This window comes from Virgibacillus aidingensis (genome assembly GCF_010994035.1).
GTDB lineage: Bacteria > Bacillota > Bacilli > Bacillales > Amphibacillaceae > Virgibacillus_N.
Genome location: NZ_WIXN01000006.1, coordinates 47921 through 68030, shown reverse-complemented (window position 1 = coordinate 68030; position 20110 = coordinate 47921). Strand labels below are relative to the sequence as shown.

General features: G+C 42.4%; 19 protein-coding genes and 1 riboswitch. Of the genes, 15 read left to right on the top strand and 4 right to left on the bottom strand.

Translation table 11 applies throughout. The features are described 5' to 3' along the window. Window positions 1–10 precede the first annotated feature (10 nt). The 8 genes from GHD25_RS06745 to rsmI all read left to right on the top strand — a co-directional run bounded on the left by GHD25_RS06745 (window position 11) and on the right by rsmI (window position 5066). Window positions 11–340, top strand: coding sequence for a cyclic-di-AMP receptor (locus GHD25_RS06745; protein ID WP_164215624.1), 330 nt, complete (start codon window positions 11–13; stop codon window positions 338–340). A gap of 108 nt (window positions 341–448) precedes the next feature. Further along, window positions 449–883 (top strand): YaaR family protein, encoded by a 435-nt coding sequence (locus GHD25_RS06740; RefSeq protein ID WP_164215623.1) that lies wholly within the window; start codon window positions 449–451, stop codon window positions 881–883. 35 nt (window positions 884–918) lie between these two features. Next, window positions 919–1908: a DNA polymerase III subunit delta' gene (holB, locus tag GHD25_RS06735; protein ID WP_164215622.1), complete on the top strand. Its 990-nt coding sequence runs from the start codon at window positions 919–921 to the stop codon at window positions 1906–1908. A 7-nt stretch (window positions 1909–1915) separates the two neighbouring features. After that, the gene (locus GHD25_RS06730) at window positions 1916–2743 is read left to right on the top strand and encodes a PSP1 domain-containing protein (RefSeq protein ID WP_164215621.1); all 828 of its coding nucleotides are present in this window, start codon (window positions 1916–1918) and stop codon (window positions 2741–2743) included. A 56-nt stretch (window positions 2744–2799) separates the two neighbouring features. After that, window positions 2800–3108, top strand: coding sequence for a DNA replication initiation control protein YabA (locus GHD25_RS06725; protein ID WP_164215753.1), 309 nt, complete (start codon window positions 2800–2802; stop codon window positions 3106–3108). Between the two features lie 72 nt (window positions 3109–3180). Next, the gene (locus GHD25_RS06720) at window positions 3181–3927 is read left to right on the top strand and encodes a tRNA1(Val) (adenine(37)-N6)-methyltransferase (protein WP_164215620.1); all 747 of its coding nucleotides are present in this window, start codon (window positions 3181–3183) and stop codon (window positions 3925–3927) included. Then, complete coding sequence (locus tag GHD25_RS06715; protein ID WP_164215619.1) at window positions 3914–4207, top strand: GIY-YIG nuclease family protein; 294 nt, start codon at window positions 3914–3916, stop codon at window positions 4205–4207. The genes GHD25_RS06720 and GHD25_RS06715 overlap by 14 nt, the downstream gene beginning before the upstream one ends. Next, window positions 4185–5066: a 16S rRNA (cytidine(1402)-2'-O)-methyltransferase gene (gene rsmI, locus GHD25_RS06710; protein WP_164215618.1), complete on the top strand. Its 882-nt coding sequence runs from the start codon at window positions 4185–4187 to the stop codon at window positions 5064–5066. The genes GHD25_RS06715 and rsmI overlap by 23 nt, the downstream gene beginning before the upstream one ends. A 182-nt stretch (window positions 5067–5248) precedes the next feature. On the opposite strand, the gene GHD25_RS06705 is transcribed toward rsmI, so the two are convergent. Both GHD25_RS06705 and GHD25_RS06700 read right to left on the bottom strand, forming a co-directional pair. Beyond that, window positions 5249–5686: a RidA family protein gene (locus GHD25_RS06705; RefSeq protein WP_164215617.1), complete on the bottom strand. Its 438-nt coding sequence runs from the start codon at window positions 5684–5686 to the stop codon at window positions 5249–5251. Continuing rightward, window positions 5683–6897 (bottom strand): pyridoxal phosphate-dependent aminotransferase, encoded by a 1215-nt coding sequence (locus GHD25_RS06700; RefSeq protein WP_164215616.1) that lies wholly within the window; start codon window positions 6895–6897, stop codon window positions 5683–5685. The genes GHD25_RS06705 and GHD25_RS06700 overlap by 4 nt, the downstream gene beginning before the upstream one ends. Window positions 6898–7118: 221 nt before the next feature. Between GHD25_RS06700 and GHD25_RS06695 the strand changes: the two genes are divergently transcribed. Next, window positions 7119–8075, top strand: coding sequence for a LysR family transcriptional regulator (locus tag GHD25_RS06695; protein WP_164215615.1), 957 nt, complete (start codon window positions 7119–7121; stop codon window positions 8073–8075). Between the two features lie 203 nt (window positions 8076–8278). Here the strand turns inward: GHD25_RS06695 and GHD25_RS06690 are convergent, their stop codons facing one another. Then, the gene (locus GHD25_RS06690) at window positions 8279–9574 is read right to left on the bottom strand and encodes an aminotransferase class V-fold PLP-dependent enzyme (protein WP_164215614.1); all 1296 of its coding nucleotides are present in this window, start codon (window positions 9572–9574) and stop codon (window positions 8279–8281) included. 455 nt (window positions 9575–10029) lie between these two features. Then, a complete protein-coding gene (locus GHD25_RS06685; RefSeq protein ID WP_164215613.1) occupies window positions 10030–10308 on the bottom strand; it encodes an AbrB/MazE/SpoVT family DNA-binding domain-containing protein in 279 nt (92 codons plus the stop codon). 461 nt (window positions 10309–10769) lie between these two features. Between GHD25_RS06685 and metG the strand changes: the two genes are divergently transcribed. The 6 genes from metG (at window position 10770) to GHD25_RS06655 (ending at window position 20021) form a co-directional block, all read left to right on the top strand. Further along, window positions 10770–12722 carry a methionine--tRNA ligase gene (metG, locus tag GHD25_RS06680; protein WP_164215612.1) on the top strand — a complete coding sequence of 651 codons (1953 nt, stop codon included), beginning with the start codon at window positions 10770–10772 and terminating at the stop codon, window positions 12720–12722. A gap of 99 nt (window positions 12723–12821) precedes the next feature. Further along, on the top strand, window positions 12822–13586 hold the full coding sequence (locus GHD25_RS06675) for a TatD family hydrolase (RefSeq protein ID WP_164215611.1): 765 nt from the start codon (window positions 12822–12824) through the stop codon (window positions 13584–13586). A 297-nt stretch (window positions 13587–13883) separates the two neighbouring features. After that, window positions 13884–15152, top strand: a complete 1269-nt coding sequence (locus GHD25_RS06670; protein WP_164215610.1) for a G5 and 3D domain-containing protein — start codon at window positions 13884–13886, stop codon at window positions 15150–15152. A gap of 262 nt (window positions 15153–15414) precedes the next feature. Next, the gene (gene rnmV / locus GHD25_RS06665) at window positions 15415–15984 is read left to right on the top strand and encodes a ribonuclease M5 (protein ID WP_164215752.1); all 570 of its coding nucleotides are present in this window, start codon (window positions 15415–15417) and stop codon (window positions 15982–15984) included. After that, window positions 15974–16855: a 16S rRNA (adenine(1518)-N(6)/adenine(1519)-N(6))-dimethyltransferase RsmA gene (rsmA, locus tag GHD25_RS06660; RefSeq protein ID WP_164215609.1), complete on the top strand. Its 882-nt coding sequence runs from the start codon at window positions 15974–15976 to the stop codon at window positions 16853–16855. Before rnmV ends, rsmA begins: the two co-directional genes overlap by 11 nt. Before the next feature lie 183 nt (window positions 16856–17038). Further along, a riboswitch (yybP-ykoY riboswitch) is annotated at window positions 17039–17145 on the top strand. A 233-nt stretch (window positions 17146–17378) separates the two neighbouring features. Continuing rightward, the gene (locus GHD25_RS06655) at window positions 17379–20021 is read left to right on the top strand and encodes a cation-translocating P-type ATPase (RefSeq protein WP_164215608.1); all 2643 of its coding nucleotides are present in this window, start codon (window positions 17379–17381) and stop codon (window positions 20019–20021) included. Window positions 20022–20110 lie beyond the last annotated feature (89 nt).

Here is a 20110-nt window from a genome sequence, read left to right as displayed (position 1 = left end):
GGTAGAAGGGTTGAAGCTGATTATTGCGGTTATTCAGGACAAAGATTCAAACCGCCTGACAGAAGCGTTAAGTGATGAGAACTTTAAAACAACAAAACTTGCAACAACAGGCGGATTTTTAAAAGAAGGAAATACAACATTAATGATTGGCTGTGAGGATCAATATGTGGATGAAGCATTAGAAATTATCAAGGAAAACTGCTCCCACCGCGAACAAATGGTAGCACCTATTTCCCCAATGGGCGGGAATGCAGACTCCTATATCCCAAAACCGGTTAAAGTAGAAGTCGGCGGAGCAACCTGCTTCATACTGCCAATCGAGTCATTTTACCAATTTTGAAACATAGGGACGGTACTCCTGTTGCTGCATTTGATGAAAAATTCAGTCTAATAAAACGAGAGAACCGTCCCTATGTTGCACCCATGTTGCAGGAGGAGGGCTGGATGGATGAAAATCGGCCATGAGTTGAAAACACAATCGGATACGGCGTATACACGGCCATCTAAAAGTACCGCGAATGAATTTTATAAGACGTTTCAGTCCCGGATGCATCAGGTGAATGAACAGGAATTCCAGCAATTAATGAAGGATATTACCGCACAGGGGAATAAGCTTGCACGTTTTCGTTCTTTCCGCGATCTGGCCAAGTTCAAGCGAATGGTGAAAGGCTTCCTGCAAAAAGCGGTCAAAGAAGGAATGGATCTGGAACAGTCCCACAGCTTTGGAATTGATGGGCAAACCCGTCAATTGACGGTTGTAAAATATATTGATGAAAAACTGATGGAATTAACGGAAGAAGTCATGAATCAGGAAAAGAAATCAGTGGATATATTGGGCCTGATCGGTGAAATCAAAGGGCTGCTGATTAATATATATACGTAATAATTGTTAAGGAGTATGGGAGAGGAGGAGCAGCAATGAAAACATGGTCTGAAGTGGCAGAAGTTCAGCCATTGGCAGGCAGGATTATTACAAACAGCATAAAAAAAGGCCGTGTTTCTCATGCCTACCTCATTCAAGGTGAACGGGGGACAGGAAAGGAAGCCATTGCATCATTAATTGCAAAGGGCTTATTTTGTACAGATAAAGACGGGCTGGAACCGTGTCATACCTGCCAAATGTGCAAAAGAATCGATTCCGGAAACCATCCTGACGTGCATTGGATAGTGCCTGACGGTCAATCTATAAAAATAGAACAGATCAAAAACCTGCAAAAGGAATTTACATACTCCGGACTGGAGTCCAATAAAAAGGTTTATATTATTAAAGCCGCAGATACATTAACATTAAATGCTGCCAACCGGATTTTAAAATTTCTGGAGGAGCCGTCCAGACAAACGACAGCCATCATGCTTACGGAAAACAGCAGCGCCATCATACCAACGATCCGCTCCAGATGTCAGGTAATTGACCTGCAGCCGCTTAACCCGAAAAAATTTCAAAAAAAGTTAATGGATGAAGGAATGCCCGAGCAGCATGCGGTACTGATGAGCGCGCTGACGAACAGTATAGATGAGGCGGTAGCCTGGAAGTCTGATGACTGGTTTGCCTCAGCCTTAAAACTAGTGGTACAATTGATTGAAAAGCTTGTAAATTATCCTGAGGATGCTTATCTTTTTATCCACTCCTCCTGGATGCCGCACTTTAAAGAAAGAAGCGAGCAGGAACAAGGTCTGGACGTCATGCTACTGGCATGGAAGGATATTCTTTATTATCATATCGGCAATGAAGAACAGCTTGTATTTTTCCGGGCAAATAGTGATTTATTGCAAAGAGCTGCATTGTCTTTTTCGCAGGAAAGCATCATAGACAACCTGCAGGCTATTTTACAGGCAAAAAGAAAATTGAAGCAAAATGTCCATCCGACATTAGTGATGGAACAGCTTACACTTCAACTAAAGAGGTGAAATAGGATTGATTACAGTTACAGGTGTCCGCTTTAAAAAAGCGGGTAAAATATATTATTTCGATCCGGGTGATGTCCCTGTTGAACTGGACAGTTATGTTATTGTGGAAACGGTTCGGGGCATTGAGTTCGGGAAGGTCGTGCTTGTTGATAAGAAGGTGGATGAAGAGGATGTGGTACTGCCGCTGAAAAAGATTATCCGCCTGGCCGGAGAGAAGGATAAAATAACCGTAGTGGAAAATCAGGAACAGGCTGAGGAAGCCTTGGAGGCTTGCACGAAAAAGATTAAAGAGCATGAGCTGGATATGAATCTAGTAGACGTAGAGTTCACATTTGACCGGAATAAAATCATATTTTATTTTACGGCAGATGGACGCGTTGATTTTCGTAATTTAGTAAAGGATCTTGCTTCCATGTTTAAGACCCGTATTGAACTGAGACAAATCGGTGTACGGGATGAAGCAAAAATGCTGGGAGGCATTGGCCCGTGCGGCAGAATGCTTTGCTGTTCCACGTTTTTGGGAGATTTTGAACCAGTATCTATTAAAATGGCAAAGGATCAAAACTTATCATTAAACCCGGCAAAAATCTCCGGACTATGCGGCCGGCTGATGTGCTGCCTAAAGTATGAAAATGATGAGTACGAACAAGCTAAGCGTGAACTTCCTGATATTGGCGAGACCTTAAAAACACCATATGGCAAAGGAAAAGTGATTGGATTAAACATGCTGGAGCGGCTGATCCAAATAGAAATTAACGGTGAAAATGAACGGGTGATTGAGTATACATTGGATGAACTCATCAATGAAGGTATGGTTGCGCAAGCCGCAAAATAATGGAGTGAGTAGGCGTGAATAACAATCGGAGAAAAATATTTGACCAAGTCTCTGATATGGAGAAACAGATTGGGGAACTATATGAACAGCTTGGCGACCTGAAGAATAAGTTAGGGGAATTACTGGAAGAAAATCACCGGCTGGCCATGGAAAACCATCATTTACGCGAACATTTCGGGGAAGCGGAAGAAAAAGAGGAAGACAATACACATAAAAAGAAACGATCCGACAGTTCTCCAAAAGAGGGCTATGATAACTTAGCCAGATTATATGAAGAAGGCTTCCATATTTGCAACTTTGAATTCGGCAGTCCAAGACAGGAAGATTGTATCTTCTGCCTGGATTTTTTCAATAAAACATCGTAAACACGGGGACGGTTCTCCTGCTGCAGCTGCGACAGGAGAACCGTCCCTGTGCTGCAAAAGAGAGGATCAATCATGGTACAATTATATGATGATGAAAGATTGGATTATTTGCTGGCGGATGAAAGCATGAAGATTATCCAGAGTCCGACGGCGTTTTCTTTTTCGCTTGATGCTGTATTGCTTGCCCATTTTGCCTATGTACCAATTAAAAAGGGCAGGATTTTGGATTTATGTACGGGTAATGGCGTTATCCCCCTGCTGCTCTCTAAACGGACCAATGCAAAAATCACCGGCGTGGAAATCCAGGAACGCATCTATCAGATGGCGGTAAGGAATTTTGATTTAAATGAGCTTACGGATCAACTAAGTGCCATACACGGGGATTTAAAAGAAATGCAGCCGGTATTGGGGCAAAGCAATTTTGATGTAGTAACATGCAACCCGCCATATTTTCGCACTCCCTCTAAAAATGAGCATAATCAGAATGAATTTTTGACGATCGCCCGCCATGAAGTTTACTGTACACTTGAGGACGTAGTGAAGGCGTGCAAACTGCATGTACGGCCCGGGGGAAAGGTAGCGATGGTGCACCGTCCGGGCAGGCTGGCGGATATCATCGCATTATTCCGCTCCTGTAAATTGGAGCCAAAACGTATTCAGCTTGTTTACCCGAAAAAAGGAAGGGATGCAAACATGCTGCTTGTGGAAGGTGTCCGCGACGGGAAACCGGATTTGAAAATTTTGCCGCCTTTATATATTTATGAAGAAGATGGAAACTATACAAAAGAAGCAGAGGAAATTATTTATGACCGCACATGAACATATTGTTTATATATTAAAATGCAAGGATAATACATTCTACACAGGCTATACCAATGATCTGGAACATCGTCTTAAAATGCATACTGAAGGAAAAGGCGCGAAATATACAAGGGGCAGAGGACCGTTTCAAGTGGTGTATGTGGAACGTTTTCCAACGAAGGAAGCCGCAATGAAAAAGGAATATGAGATTAAGCAGCTGGGCAGAAAAGGAAAATTACAGCTGATCCGCACGATGCTGAAGGAAGTGAGTAGCAGTGAACATTCAAAAGAGCTTTGAAGAAACGGATAAGGGGACACTGTATGTCGTTCCCACGCCTATTGGAAACTTGGAGGACATTACATACAGGGCACTGAAAATATTGGAGTCCGTTGATGTCATCGCAGCCGAGGACACCCGGAATACGAAAAAGCTATTGAATCACTTTGATATTTCCACTCCTTTAATCAGCTATCATGAACATAATAAAAGGACCAGGGAAGAACACCTTCTGGAAAAGTTAAAACAGGGAGAATCCATTGCTATCGTCAGTGATGCCGGAATGCCCGGAATATCCGATCCGGGGTTTGAAATCGTACAGGCAGCAACGGAGTCGAATTTGCCGGTGATAGTGCTGCCTGGTGCGAACGCTGCATTATGTGCGCTGATCGGCTCGGGACTTCCGACTGATGAATTTTATTTTTATGGATTTCTGCCGAGAAAGAAAAAAGATAAAGAAGCAGCGCTGGCACAGCTGAAAAACCTACAGGCAACCCTTTTATTTTATGAATCTCCTTACAGGCTGAAGGATACATTACACGCAATAAAAGATATATTTGGAATGCGTAAGGCGGCCATCGCCAGAGAGCTGACCAAACGATTTGAAGAGTATGTCCGGGGAACGATGGATGAATTGATTGCCTGGTCGGAAAAGAATGAGCTTAGAGGGGAATTTTGCATTATCGTTGAAGGCAGTAAGGAAGCGGAAAAAAATGAGGGTACTGAATGGTGGCAGTATTTATCGATAGAAGAACATGTTGATCGTTATATGGAAAAAGAAATTTATTCGAGTAAAGCGGCGATTAAACAGGTCGCATTGGACAGGAATGTGCCGAAGCGGGAGATTTATCAGGCATATCATGTGGGGAAAACGGATTAAATTTCCATATAATGCAAATCACCTTTTCGTATAACAAAAAACCTTCTCTGCCATATCTGTGCCGCGGTTAGACAGGTGATGTCAGACAGAGAAGGTTCCACTAATTTTTCCTTTTCCCGGTCTTATTTCTCATGTAAATGACTACGTAATCTATCTTGTAAAAGAAAATATCATGCATTTTTTCATGAAGTAATTCCAGCAACCAGTTGAATCTCCACCGGCGCGTTGTCCGGCAAGGATGCCGTACCGATCGCGGCGCGGCTCCCAACACCTGCATCGCCCAATGTTTCCAATAGATATTCAGATGCAAAGTCTGCCAGGCTGGTATGTTCCTGAAAACTTTCTTCCGCATTCACATAAACATTTAATAGGAGTACCTGCTCCAGCCGCTCCTGGTCCACAAATGTATTTTCCGCGGCAGCCAGTGCATTGGCTGCTGCCTGCCTGACTGCTTCTTTATAGGCTGAAAGCGGCTCCGTTGTTTTTACTTTTCCGCTCTGCAGCAGTATGCCATTCTTTCTAGGTGTCATTCCGGCTGTATAAACAATATTTCCAAACCGTGAAGCCGGAACATAGTTACCCTGCGGAACAGGGTTATTTTTTTCCCTGGATTTGCTCATTTGCGATTCGCCTCCACGACCTGAATGACCCGGTCAATGGCGTCAACTGCTGCTTGATGATCCTGTGAAAAATTGATGCGGAAGCTATGATTAAACTGCGGTCCAAATTCTGTACCGGGAGTTACTGTAACACCGGCTTGCAGACGAAGCACCTTAACGAATTCATGTATGGAAACACCTAATTCGGGAATGCTCGGGAACAGATAGCTGCCAGCCTCTGCAGCTCTTACTTTAAACCCTTCCGCAGCGTGCAATTTTGCAACCAAATCATCGCGGATGGCCTGATGATCGGCAATCCTTTCCTTCATCCAGCCGTCCGGCTCGGAAAACCAGGTTTTCAAAACGGCTTGGCTGTAACCGCCTGCACGCAGAGACACAATGGCCTGCAGTTTTTCCATACGGTCAATAATCTTTGCTGAGCCGAATGCTGCGCCCAGCCTGTAGCCGCTGAGTGACTCTGTTTTTGACGGTCCCATAATCGTGATGACATTTTCCGGGTCTACTATATTTTGCGCACATAAATGGGTGTAGGTACGTCCCTCAAAGATCAGCCTTGAATATAGCTGATCCACAATCACATTTGCCCCGTATTGCTGCGCGAGCTCTGCGATGGTGCGTATTTCATCCTGTCCGTAAATAACGCCTGTCGGATTGTTTGGATTCGAAAATATAAAGAGTTTCACACCGGATTTAAAGGCATCCTCCAGCTGTGTTAAATCCAATCCAGCTGAGGTTTCCGAAGCGTAATAGTCCATCTGTACAGGGACAATTTCACCATCAAAGAATTCAACCAGTTTACGGTTGGCAAAGTAATCCGGTTCCACGATCGCCACCTTGTCTCCTCTGGAAACAGTGGACCCCATGGCAAGAAAAAGTGCTCCCTGTGTCCCGGGCGTAATAATAAAGTTTCGCTCTGCATCAATTGCCGTTCCTGTAAATTGAGAAAGCTTCTTGGCTGCATTTTCCCGGATATCTTTACTTCCTCGATATTCGGTGTAGGCTTGCCTGCCGCCAATATGAACCCCTTCAACAAAGGCATCCAGGGACCCTGGAATCGGTTCAAAAGCATCGACATCACCGTGGGAAAAATCAACCGGTGTTCCGGGGATTTTTTCCTGTTTGAGTGTAACTTCATCTGTATTCTGCCTTACTTCCTGCCCTGGTGCATATTCAGCACCTAGTCTTAAAAACTTCTTTTCTATAGGTTCCATAGTCAATCACTCTTTTCTTTTTCACTTTTTCGTTTTGTATCAAGCTGCACTATCCCTTCTAATAATCATGTTAGTTCTTATCAGACCCTAACTCAAATACGAAAAAGTTTATAACGATATATATTTTTCTATATACTATAATTGCAGGCGGGTTCCCCATCTACTAAAATACGAGCCAATGCGAGTCATGAATACGCCATTGAAAAAGAGGGGCTGTTTTAATGCTGAAAAATATGGATTATGTTTATGCAGTATATGTAAATAAAAGCTTTTCCAAAGCGGCTGAGGAACTTTATATTTCACAGCCGGCACTGAGTGCAACGATTAAAAAGGTGGAGGAAGAGATTGGTCTTCCTCTATTTGACAGAAGCAGCAATCCGATACAATTAACGCAAGCAGGGGAATATTATATTGAATCTATTGAAAATATCATGAACATAGAAAAAGAAATGAGATCCTATTTTAATAACCTGCGGGATCAGACAGCCGGAACGATTCATGTGGGAGGCGCTTCTTTTTTCTGCACTTATATTCTGCCGGGGATTGTACAGGAGTTTAAAGAGGAATATCCGGATTACACGGTGAGCCTCCTGGAAGCCAATGCGGATGACTTAATGAAATGTCTTCGTTCGGGGATTGTTGATATTGTGATAGATGTAGAAAAAAAGGGTGTTCCTAAAGCCTTTGATGCTTATGTTTGGGCCGAGGAACCTGTTTTGCTGGCTGTTCCGGCTTCTTACAAAGTAAATAATAAGCTGGAGGAATACCGCCTCACATTCGATGATGTGGCCAGTGGCAGGTATTTAAATGAAAAATTTCCTAAAGTGAATCTGAAAGCATTTGTGAAAGAAAACTTTCTATTATTGAAAAAGGGAAATGATATGCACCAGAGGAGTTTAAAAATGTGTAAAAAGGCAGGCTTTACACCTAACGTATCCATGGACCTTGACCAGATGCTCACCTCTTATCATATTGCCCGCAACGGAAAAGGAATTGCTTTCGTACGGGCCGGAATTACCCGTCATCTGGAAAGAACGGAAAAATTGTTCTTCTACAAAATTGATGATGCACATGCCTATCAAAATATGATGCTGTATTATAAAAACACTGAGCCGCTTTCCAAAGCCGGGACGGACTTCATAGAATTTTTGAAAAGCGGAGATAAACCTCTTTTTTAAAATATGCAAAAAAGAGGCAGTCTTTGCAACAGGGACTGCCTCCAGGCATTTTCAGCAATCTGGCATGTATATAATACAAATCTTTTAATAAACTACTTGATCGAAGTAATTTTCATTTAATCAATTGTTCTTAACCCCGTCCCAAAAATATGAGCAGCGTTATGTTTTTTAAGGTTTTAAAACCTGCTCACCATATCGGTAAACTATAAGCCTGATTCATTTCTTTCTGCAATTCTTTCCGTAACCTCCAGGAATTCTTCGATCTCTTCCACACTATTACAGTGTAAAGGCGAAATCCGTACCGCACCTTCCATTCCAAATGACTCCAGCATTCTCTTTGAATAAATACTGGAGGCCGTACGGTCATATACAATCACATTTTCAGCTTCATATGCCCTGACAGCTTCCGGGAAATCCAAATGTTTTATAGTTATCGCCACGATAAAGTCTCTTTTGGACAAATCTTCATAGTCAAGATGGACGGTGACTCCGGGAATACTTCTTAACCCCCTTACCTTATCCGTTCCATTGAGCATGATTTCCAAAAGTGCCTTTTCATGTAAAGCAATTTTTTTCATCCCTTTGACATATAAATTTCTTTTGTTCTGATCATTGGAAAATTTGCTTCCGATCCAGCACACATAATCAACAATCTCACTAATGGCTGCAAAATGGGCCGGTACCGGGCTGCCAAGCTGCAAATCACTATTTTCCTTGCCGAATAAACGATGATGCGGCAGGCTCGCAGCTCTCTCAGAAAGATAGGCAACGCCGCATCCCCTTACGCCAAAAAATTTATATGGAGCAAAGTTCATGACATCCACCGGTGTCTTTTCTACATCGATAATACCATGAGGAGCGTGCTGTACAGAATCTACAATAATGAACAGGTCCGGTTTAATCTTTCTTGCCTCTTTTACAATTGTTTCGATGTCCAAAATGGCACCAGATATATTAGATGCGTAAATCACGCTTAAAAAGCAAGTATTACTGTCAATGAGTTTTGTAATTTCTTCTGCATCCACTCCCCCTGTAACAGGGTTTGTTTTCGCCACGCGGAATTCCTTCCCTGTCTTCTCTGCATAATACTTTGCAGAGTCATAAGCGGATGGATGCTCTAATGCAGTGGTTACAATGTTGGTTCCTTCAATATTTTCGGCAATTTTCCCCGTGATTTCAAAAATGGCCTGTGAGGCAGTAAGGTAAGTTGCAATGCTGCCATTTTCCGCATTAAATATGATTCGCGTATCTTCTATACCCTTTCTTTCCACTTCCGCCAGGTACTTTGCTGCTTCATGGTTGCGCTGCGGGTGATCGGGAATCAGATCGAATTGAGCAAACTTTTCAATAGTACGCTTTAATCTTAAGGATCCGCCTGCATTGTCAAAATACAGTCTCTTTTTTTGCTTGAGGGGATCCATATTAACAAAGGCAAATTGTTCTCTGATTTCTTCCAGTAATTCCGCCGTAAATAACATTTCATTATGCAGTTTTACCATTTAAAAAAACCCCCAATTATGTCTAGACCATGCTTTATTAATCTTTCACCCATGTCACCAGGATCATTTAAAACGCTGCCGTATTTTCCGTATTAAATCTGTCCGTTCCATGGGAAATACGCCTGATATAAAACTTATCCCCTGATATAATAGTAATTCTTCTTATTCTTTACCTCAAATACGAAAAAGTTTATAATGATATACATTTTTCTCTATATAAGATATTAGAAACTCCCCCTGTCATCAAAAAAAATGACTACAAAAACTGTAGTCATTTTTTTTGCCGGAAGTAAACTGTCCTGCCTGCTAAGAAATACATATATGAACCTTTTGCCAATCAGGATTTTTCGGTCCCAGGATGTTTTATTGTTAATAAATCATGCTTTGATGTCATCTGAAAATCATTTGGCTATAGGGCTGCATGTATGCAGTTTTAGTTAAAAACAGCTATGAATTTATTTATTAAAACGTGATTCTATTTCTTCTACCAATTGCCTGGCCCCTTCCCGGCTGAGTACAATTTTTCCATTTGCCAAAGAAAAGTTATCTTCAGAAACTTCGCCTGTAAGGTCACAAGTCATGTTTGGCTTGTATTTTTTCAGGATAATTTTGTCGGTATCCACATAGATTTCCATAGCATCTTTCTCATGGATATCCAATGTACGGCGTAATTCGATTGGAATAACAACTCTCCCCAGCTCATCAACTTTTCTTACAATTCCTGTAGACTTCATTCTTTTTTCCCCCTCTTAGATTTTGATAAACAATCCTATCCTGGAAGTCAAATTTATTTAAATTTGATGGACTGTTCCAATTATTTTATGATAATAATCGTCATATTTCGACACTTCTTGAGTATAGAATACCAACCGTGCCTTTTATTGTCAATAAAATTTTTAGAAAAAATTAAATATTAATCCAAAAATGTTTCCCACTCTCATGCCTGCCATAGAGAGGTTTAATAACTGATATGCAGAAAAATGAAATTGGTTTTATAAAAAAAACAGCAATTTATTATCAGGAAATTTTTCAACAAAGTTCGACAAGTGACGAATCTTTATGGTGGAAGCGTATTTAGCTGCATTTAACATAGTCCCGGGCAGCCTGTGTCGTATTTGGCAAATTCCCTGAGAAAAGCTACAATAGAAATAGTTTCATTTAAATTGACGTTGCTGTAATTTGGGAGGTAATATCCATGGCGGAAGAAAAAAAGACTTTTTATATAACAACTCCAATATATTATCCGAGCGGTAATTTGCATATTGGACACGCTTATTCAACGGTAGCAGGTGATGCCATTGCACGGTATAAGCGGATGCGCGGATATGAGGTCATGTATTTGACAGGGACGGATGAACATGGCCAGAAAATCCAGAAAAAGGCTAAGGAAAAAGGAATGGCGCCACAGGATTATGTAGATGAGATTGTCAGTGATATACAAAAGCTGTGGAAAAAACTGAAAATATCCAATGATGACTTTATCAGGACAACGGAAGATCGCCATAAAAGAGTAGTGGAAAAAATATTTGAGCAGCTCGTAAAACAGGGCGACATCTATTTGGATGAATATGAAGGGTCGTATTGTACCTCTTGTGAATCCTTTTTTACCGAGCGGCAGTTAGATAATGGACGCTGCCCGGATTGCGGCGGGCCTGTCGATCAGGTGAAAGAGGAGTCCTATTTCTTTAAAATGAGTAAATATGTAGACCGTCTTGTCCAGTATTATGAAGATAACCCTGAATTTATCCAGCCGGAGAGCAGAAAAAATGAAATGCTGAACAACTTTATTAAACCCGGGCTGGAGGATCTCGCTGTTTCCCGTACCACGTTTGACTGGGGGATTAAAGTGCCGGGCAATCCGAAGCATGTGATCTACGTCTGGATCGATGCATTGACTAATTATATTACAGCCCTGGGGTACGGTTCGGATGATGACGAGAAATTTAAGAAGTTCTGGCCGGCAGATGTTCATTTAATGAGTAAGGAAATTGTCCGTTTCCATACGATATATTGGCCGATTATGCTGATGGCGCTTGATTTGCCATTGCCGAAAAAGGTATTTGCCCATGGGTGGATTTTAATGAAGGACGGCAAAATGTCCAAATCAAAAGGAAACGTTGTTGACCCGATCAGTCTGACGGACCGATACGGTCTAGACGCACTTCGCTACTATTTGCTTCGGGAAGTGCCATTTGGATCGGACGGGGTATTTACACCGGAAGGATTTGTCGAGCGCACCAATTATGATCTGGCCAATGATTTAGGGAATTTGCTGAATCGAACCGTTGCCATGATTAATAAGTACTTTGGCGGAGAAATTCCGGCATATCAAGCATCTGAAACAGAAATAGATGAATCACTCGAGGCATTCGGCAAAGCAACGATAGACAAAGTGGAAGAAGCGATGGAGAATATGCAGTTCTCTGTTGCCTTATCATCGTTATGGCAAATGATCAGCCGGACCAATAAATATATTGACGAAACAGAGCCGTGGATCCTTGCCAAGGATGAAGCAAATAAAGAACGGCTGGGCAATGTAATGGCGCATCTTGCGGAATCACTGCGAAAAGCTGCTGTCATGCTGCAGCCATTTCTGACTGAAACGCCGGCGGAAATTTTCCGTCAGCTGAACATTACAGATGAGGCATTGCAGCAATGGGACAGTGTTTATCAGGATGGAAGGATTCAGGCCGGCACCAAAGTGCAAAAAGGAAAACCACTATTCCCGCGTCTCGATGTGGAAAAAGAAGTGGAAACCATTAAAAATATGATGAAGAAACCTGCGGAGGAACCAAAGAAAAAGAAAAGTGACAGCAAAAAAGACGAAATTGCTTTTGATGATTTTATGAAGCTCGATCTCCGGGTAGCTGAAGTGGTGCACGCGGAAAAAATGAAAAACGCCGATAAACTGCTGCGGCTTCAGCTTGATGTGGGCAAAGATAAACGCCAGGTCATTTCCGGGATTGCGGAGTACTATCAGCCTGAGGATTTAATCGGTAAAAAAGTAATCTGTGTAACCAACTTAAAACCGGTGAAACTGCGCGGAGAGCTTTCAGAAGGTATGGTCCTTTCCGGAGAGGATGAGAAAGGAAACCTGGCGCTCGCATCCGTGGCAGGAGATCTTCCTAACGGTTCCGTTGTAAAATAGGGCAATACAATGAAAAGGTCAAACTCCCGGGAGGTTGACCTTTTTCTATAAAATGAAGTTATTTATATATAAAAGACTTTCATGAAGGAGCAAATTCATATGCTATTTGACACACATGTCCATTTAAACGCAAGACAATTTTTCGAAGACCGTGATGAAACTATACAGCGGGCATTTGATGCTGGTGTGAAATATATGACCGTGGTCGGCTTTGATGCTGAAACGATTCCATTGGCGATTGAAATTGCAGAGCAGTATGAAACCATTTATGCAGCAGTCGGCTGGCATCCCGTTGATGCCATTGACATGACAGATAAAGATCTGGACTGGATAGAGGAATTATCCGTCCACCCCAAGGTAGTGGCAATTGGTGAAATGGGTCTTGACTATCACTGGGATAAATCGCCAAAGGATGTGCAAAAAGAAGTATTCCGTAAGCAAATTAGGCTTGCCAAAAAGGTGAATATGCCGATCATTATTCATAACAGGAACGCAACAACAGATATTATAGAAATATTGCAGGAAGAGGATGCCAAAACAATAGGAGGCATTATGCATTGCTATAATGATTCTGTGGATTACGTAAAGGCCTGCCTGGATATGAATTTTTATATTTCCCTCGGTGGTCCCGTCACCTTTAAAAATGCAACATTGCCAAAGGAAGTGGCGAAAGAAGTGCCTTTAGACAAGCTGCTGGTGGAAACGGACGCCCCTTTTCTCGCTCCGCACCCATACCGCGGAAAACGAAATGAACCTGCCTATGTAAAACTTGTGGCAGAGAAAATTGCCGAATTAAGAGGGTCAACACCGGAGGAAATCAGTGAAATCACGACAAATAATGCACGCAAGTTTTTTGGGATATAAATATTTTTTCCAGTCACCAGAGAATGTAAAATTGTAAAGAAAAAGAAAAAGTGTGCAATAAAATAGAATTAATTACTTCATATTTTGGACTTGCTGTTGGCCAATCCTGCTTTATTTTTCAATCATGTTACATGCGGTAATTCAGCAGCGGCAAAGGTTTTCGCATTTTTTACAGAAAAAAGTGGAAAAGACCGATCAGGCTGTAACGAAATTGTAAACCAACCGTAAACGGAATTCCTTTGACTTAACATATATCTGTTACTATAATCAATTGTGCAATTCAAAGGAGGCAGTAGCATGCGAATTATTTCAAAGCTAATGCCGGCGTCTGCATTAAAGCTGGTGATGTCGGGTGCGGGAATTCTGGCACTTGTCGTATTTTCAGGTTTCATACTATTTGAAGCAACTAAAGCAGAAGTAGTCATCATAGATAATGATAAAGAGCAAACCGTACAAACGCATAAAAGTACGGTGAAAGAGGTTCTGGATGAAGTCGGAATCACTGTTGGCCAGCATGATGCATTATCCCATGACCTTGACGACACCATAGAAAACAACATGGAAATTGATTATAAAACAGCTAAAGAAGTTATCGTCACACTTAATGGTGAAGAAGATAGCTATTATACAACATCCGCTAACATTGGGGAATTTTTTACCGAGTATGATCTCAGCTTTAAAGATCGGGATCATGTTTCCCATAAAAAAAGCGACATAATCGAAGACGGACTACATATTGAAATATCACAGGCATTCAAAGTTAGCGTAAACGATGGCGGGAATGAGAAGCAGGTTTGGACCACCGGCGGATCCATTCAAGAACTGCTGGAAGAGGAAAATATTGCATATGATCCGGACAGTGATGACAAGATTAATTTTGCAGTAGATTCCAAACTTGCAGAGGGTATGACTATCGATATCGTACGGGTGGAAAAAGTAACAGAGGAAGTTACTGAAACCGTTGCCTTTACCACGGAAGAAAGAAATGACAATTCCTTATTAGAGGGAGAAGAGGAAGTTGTATCCCAGGGTGAGGATGGAGAAGTAACCAAGATTTACGAGATTACGCTGGAAAATGGAGAAGAAGTTGACAAAAAGCTGGTTGATGAACAAGTAACAAAGGAAAGCACAAACAGGGTGGTGGCAATAGGCACAAAAGAGCCGCAGCCGGAACCGGAACAAAAGGTGGTTACTCTTGCCAGTGAAAAACCGAAATCCGGTAATAAGGGTTCCTCGGGTTCTTCAGGCAAAACAGCATCAAGTGAACCATCGTCTTCCAAAGAATTTACGATGTCCTCTACTGCTTATACAGCAAATTGCAGTGGATGCTCCGGATATACAGCTACAGGCATTAATCTGAAGGCTGATCCGAATAAGAAAGTCGTAGCAGTAGATCCAAGTGTGATTCCGCTCGGTTCACGGGTTTGGGTAGAAGGATATGGTGAAGCGATTGCCGGAGACACTGGAGGCAGCATTGTCGGCAATAAAATTGATGTGCATGTTCCTTCCAAGTCCGCTGCAAGCAGCTGGGGAAGACGCACAGTAAAAGTAAAAGTGCTTGATTAATGAAAATGCTCTTATCATGGTAAAATGATAAGAGCATTTATTTATGGAGGCTGTATTGTAAAAGATGCTGCTTTTTAATAATGGCCAAAATGAAACGCAGTGCGGCAGCAATCTTTACTTGCAGGGAGTGCTGCATTACTTAACAGCTGTAATACAACGGGTAGCTGGAAGGCTTACGGGTTATCAGCGTTGGGTATTTTCCGGCATACCTGATCCGCTAAAGAGAAAGTCTGCTAATGTTATGACGAAAAGAGGTAACACAGTGAAGATCAAAGAAATCATTGTCGTGGAAGGAAAAGATGATACGGCAAAAATAAACCAGGCACTGGATGCCGATACGATAGAAACCAATGGGTCTGCAGTGAACAAGGAAATATTAAAAAGAATTAAACATGCGAAAGATAAGCGTGGTGTTATCATTTTTACAGACCCGGACTATCCGGGAGAAAGAATCCGGCATATCGTGGACAAGGCTGTTCCGGGGTGCAAACATGCCTTTTTGCCAAGGGAAAAGGCGATGGACAAGCATTCGAAAACCAAAAGTCTTGGCATTGAACACGCCGCATTGGTGGATATTAGAAATGCGCTTGCTTCTGTATATGAATTAACTGAAGGAGATAACAGTGAGATTCAAAAAGAGGATCTGATTGCCCATGGTCTTATTGGTGGCTCCGGAGCAGGCAAACGCAGGGAAAAACTGGGAAATATCCTGCAAATTGGCCACACGAATGGAAAACAGCTCTTAAAGCGTTTAACCATGTTTCAGATTACGAAAAGCGAGTTTGAGGAAGCGATGACGCAGGTATTACAGGAGGAAAAAAATGACAGCTGAAAAATTTATAGCAACACCAAGCTATACGAAGGAAATTTTAAAGAAGTACCGATTTTCCTTTAAGAAAAGCCTGGGTCAAAATTTCCTGATTGACGCAAACATTTTGGAAAATATAATAAAGCACGCCGGCATTGATCAGTCCGCCGGGGTCATTGAAGTAGGCCCCGGGATTGGTGCACTGACTGAACAGCTGGCAATTCATGCGGATCGGGTAGTGGCCTTTGAGATTGATCAGCGGCTGTTGCCCGTGTTGGAGGATACACTGAAGCCATACAGCAATATTTCGATCATTCATCAGGATATTTTAAAGGCGGATGTCGGGAAAGTAATAAACGAATACTTTCGAGAGGGACAGCGGCTTCATGTTGCAGCAAATCTGCCGTATTATATTACTACACCGATTTTAATGAAACTGCTGCGGGAAAACCTGCCTGTAGACAGCTTTACGGTCATGATTCAAAAAGAAGTGGCGGAACGGATGGCAGCTGCGCCAAACAGCAAAAGTTATGGTTCATTAACAATTGCTGTCCAATATTATACCGAAGCCAACATTGTGATGAATGTCCCAAAAAGCGTATTTATGCCGGAGCCCAATGTGGATTCCAGTGTATTAAAATTAACAAGGAGAAAAACACCGCCGGTACATGTGGAGAATGAAGATTTCTTTTTTACAATGGTGCAGGCAAGCTTTTCCCAGCGGAGGAAAACACTCAGAAATAACTTATCCAGCTATTTTAAGTCCCATTATGAAAAACCTCAGATTTCCCGCATGATTGAGGACAGCGGCATCGATGGAACAAGAAGAGGGGAATCATTGAATATGGAAGAATTTGCCCAATTGGCAAATACCCTTTATTCATTTATTGAATAGCATAAAATGGTCTTTAGTTTGAAAATTGCTATAAAAAGTTTGCAATTGAAGTTTGAAGATAAAATTGCAGGGGAATTAATAAGAAGAGAAATATGCTGGCATGATTTCCCGCATAAAAAATTTCCTGATTTTACTAATTCATGCGCTGCATGGTATAATTAACCGACAATTGTATTTCTTTGGCTTTTTGTCAAAGGGGAGTAGCGTTGAATTAGATATTGGTTCTTTTTCAAAATAAAGTCGTCAAGACATGGACAGCGTCCATCGGCTTTATTGGCAGTCAATTGCTCAGCGAGACCTTTGCCTGATTATGGCAGGGGTCTCGCTTTTTTTTGCACGCAGTTTTTCCAATGTGCAGGAAATAATAAATGGTACAAGGTTGGCCGGAGGAGATATGCACCGCAACAAAAAAGTATTTTTTAGTAAACTAAGGCCTACTATGGAGGCTTGCAGGAAAGCCATAATTTCCCGTATTTTATAAGCATTTATATCAAAGAATAATTGAGAAGGAAAGGGGTATAAAATGGAATATTACCGTAAAAGTGCTGAAGATGTCTTACAGGATATCAACGCTTCAGAAAATGGCTTATCGGAAGCAGAAGTAAACAAACGGATTGAAAAACATGGCTATAACGAAATTGAAGATAAAGAAAAGGCATCAATCTGGAAGCTGTTCCTGGAGACTTTCAAGGATGCGATGGTGGTTGTTCTGCTTGCAGCAGCTGGTGTCCAGATACTGCTTGGTGAAATTGCGGAGTCACTGATTATCTTCCTTGTATTAATTATTAATGCTGTGATCAGTGTCGTACAGACGAAGAAGGCGGAAAGCTCTCTGGAAGCCCTGCAGGATATGTCTGCTCCCGAGGCAAAAGTCATTCGGAATGGCACTAAAGAGACGATACCGGCGAGGAAGCTTGTGCCGGGGGATATTGTCCAGCTGGAAGCAGGGGATTATGTTCCGGCCGATGGACGTATACTGAAAAGCGGATCTCTGAAGGTAAATGAAGGGATGCTTACAGGGGAATCGGAAGCAGTGGAAAAACAAACCGAAGAAATTACCGAGGAAGCTGCGCTGGGCGACCGGCGAAATATGGTATTCTCCAGCTCGCTGGTTGTTTACGGACGCGGGACTTTTGCGGTAACAGGTACTGCCGAAAAAACCGAAATCGGAAAAATTGCCGATATGCTGCAGACGGCAGAACAGAAACAGACACCATTACAGCGGAAGTTGAATTCCTTCAGTAAAAAGCTGGGAATTGGCATTCTGCTGCTCTGTATTCTGATATTTGCTGTACAGGCCGCACGAATCTGGTTTGGCGACAGTGATGTTGATACAACCACGGCTATGTTGAATGCATTGATGTTCTCTGTAGCGATAGCTGTTGCGGCAATACCGGAAGCCCTCCAGTCCATTGTGACGATTGTTCTTTCTGTAGGCACGAATAAAATGGCAAAACAGCATGCCATCATTCGAAAACTTCCGGCTGTGGAAACATTGGGATCCACCAGTATCATATGTACGGACAAAACAGGTACACTGACACAAAACAAGATGACCGTTACCGATTATTTCTTGCCGGGAAATGCAAATAAAAGATTTCCCGAAAATCGGGATGAGTGGAGTATAGCAGAGAAAATGCTTACAGGCATTGCCGTTCTCTGCAATGATTCCTATATTAACAAAGATCGCAAGGAAATCGGCGATCCAACCGAAATTGCATTAATAAACTTTGCCCATTCCAATCAGATAGACTATGAGGAAATGCGGGAAACATACCCTCGCCTTGCTGAGCTGCCATTTGATTCTGACCGTAAATTAATGTCAACGGTACATATGATAGATGGCAGACAGCTGATGCTGACAAAAGGAGCTCCTGACGTCATGTTCAGCCGGGCTGCTTATGTGCTTGTAAATGGGGAAGAACAGCCTGTAAATGAGGATATGCTTGAACGCTTCCAGGAAGCGAATGAGGAATTTTCCAATCAAGCACTAAGAGGACTGGCATACGGCTATAAGAAATTGCCGGATGGGCATACGAACGTTACGCATGAAGAAGAAAGAGATTATGTGCTTGTTGGACTAACTGCCATGATGGATCCTCCGCGTGAAGCGGTTTATGGATCCATTGAAGAATCCAAAAAAGCCGGCATCCGAACTGTCATGATAACAGGTGACCATAAAACGACTGCTGAGGCAATTGGCAGGGATATTGGCTTGATGGAGGAAAATGATATTGCTGTGACAGGGCAGGAGCTTGATGCCATGTCCGAGGAAGAATTGGAAGAAAAACTGGAGGCGATTTCTGTATATGCCCGGGTATCCCCGGAAAATAAAATACGAATTGTACGTGCATGGCAGCGGAAAGATACGATAACAGCCATGACGGGAGACGGCGTCAATGATGCACCGGCACTGAAACAGGCGGATATCGGGATTGCGATGGGAAGCGGAACAGATGTGGCGAAAGACTCCTCTGCCATGATTTTAACCGATGACAACTTCGTATCCATTGTCAATGCAGTGGGAGTTGGCCGCACTGTATTTGATAACATTAAAAAAGCAATCGGCTACTTGTTTGGAGGTAATCTTGGCGCGATTATTGCCATTCTATATGCTGTAACACTTAACTTGCCGAACCCATTTACTGCATTGCAGCTCCTGTTTATTAATCTGGTGAATGATTCCCTTCCTGCTATCGCACTCGGGATGGAAAAATCAGAACCGGACGTCATGAACCGGAAGCCTCGTAAGATGGATGAGGGGATATTTGCCGGCGGCACCATGCAGGCAGTGCTGACACGAGGCATTCTGATCGGGATTGCGGTTATTGTGTCTTTTCACACAGGTCTGGCAGCGTCCACTGAAATGGGTGTGGCTATGGCCTTTACGACATTAATCCTTTCACGTACACTGCAAACCTTTGCAGCCCGTTCCAACACGCAAACATCAATTAAAGCAGGATTCTTTGGCAATAAATATGTAATCGGGGCTGTGATCCTTGGTTTCGTGCTTTACGGTATTACAATTCTTCCATTTGCCCGTGATATTTTCCATATCCCGCAGGAGTTTGGTTTCACTGACTGGTTCATTGCGACCGGGATTGCACTTGCAGCTGTGGTGCTGATGGAGATCGTGAAAGTGATTCAGTACCGCGTGCGCAAGTAGTTTTGTTTGCAGCGGGGAAGCAGACCTTTCCTGCTGCGGTGAGTTTCATATAATTGGTGCCAATAATACTTTGAACTTAATAAAGGTAA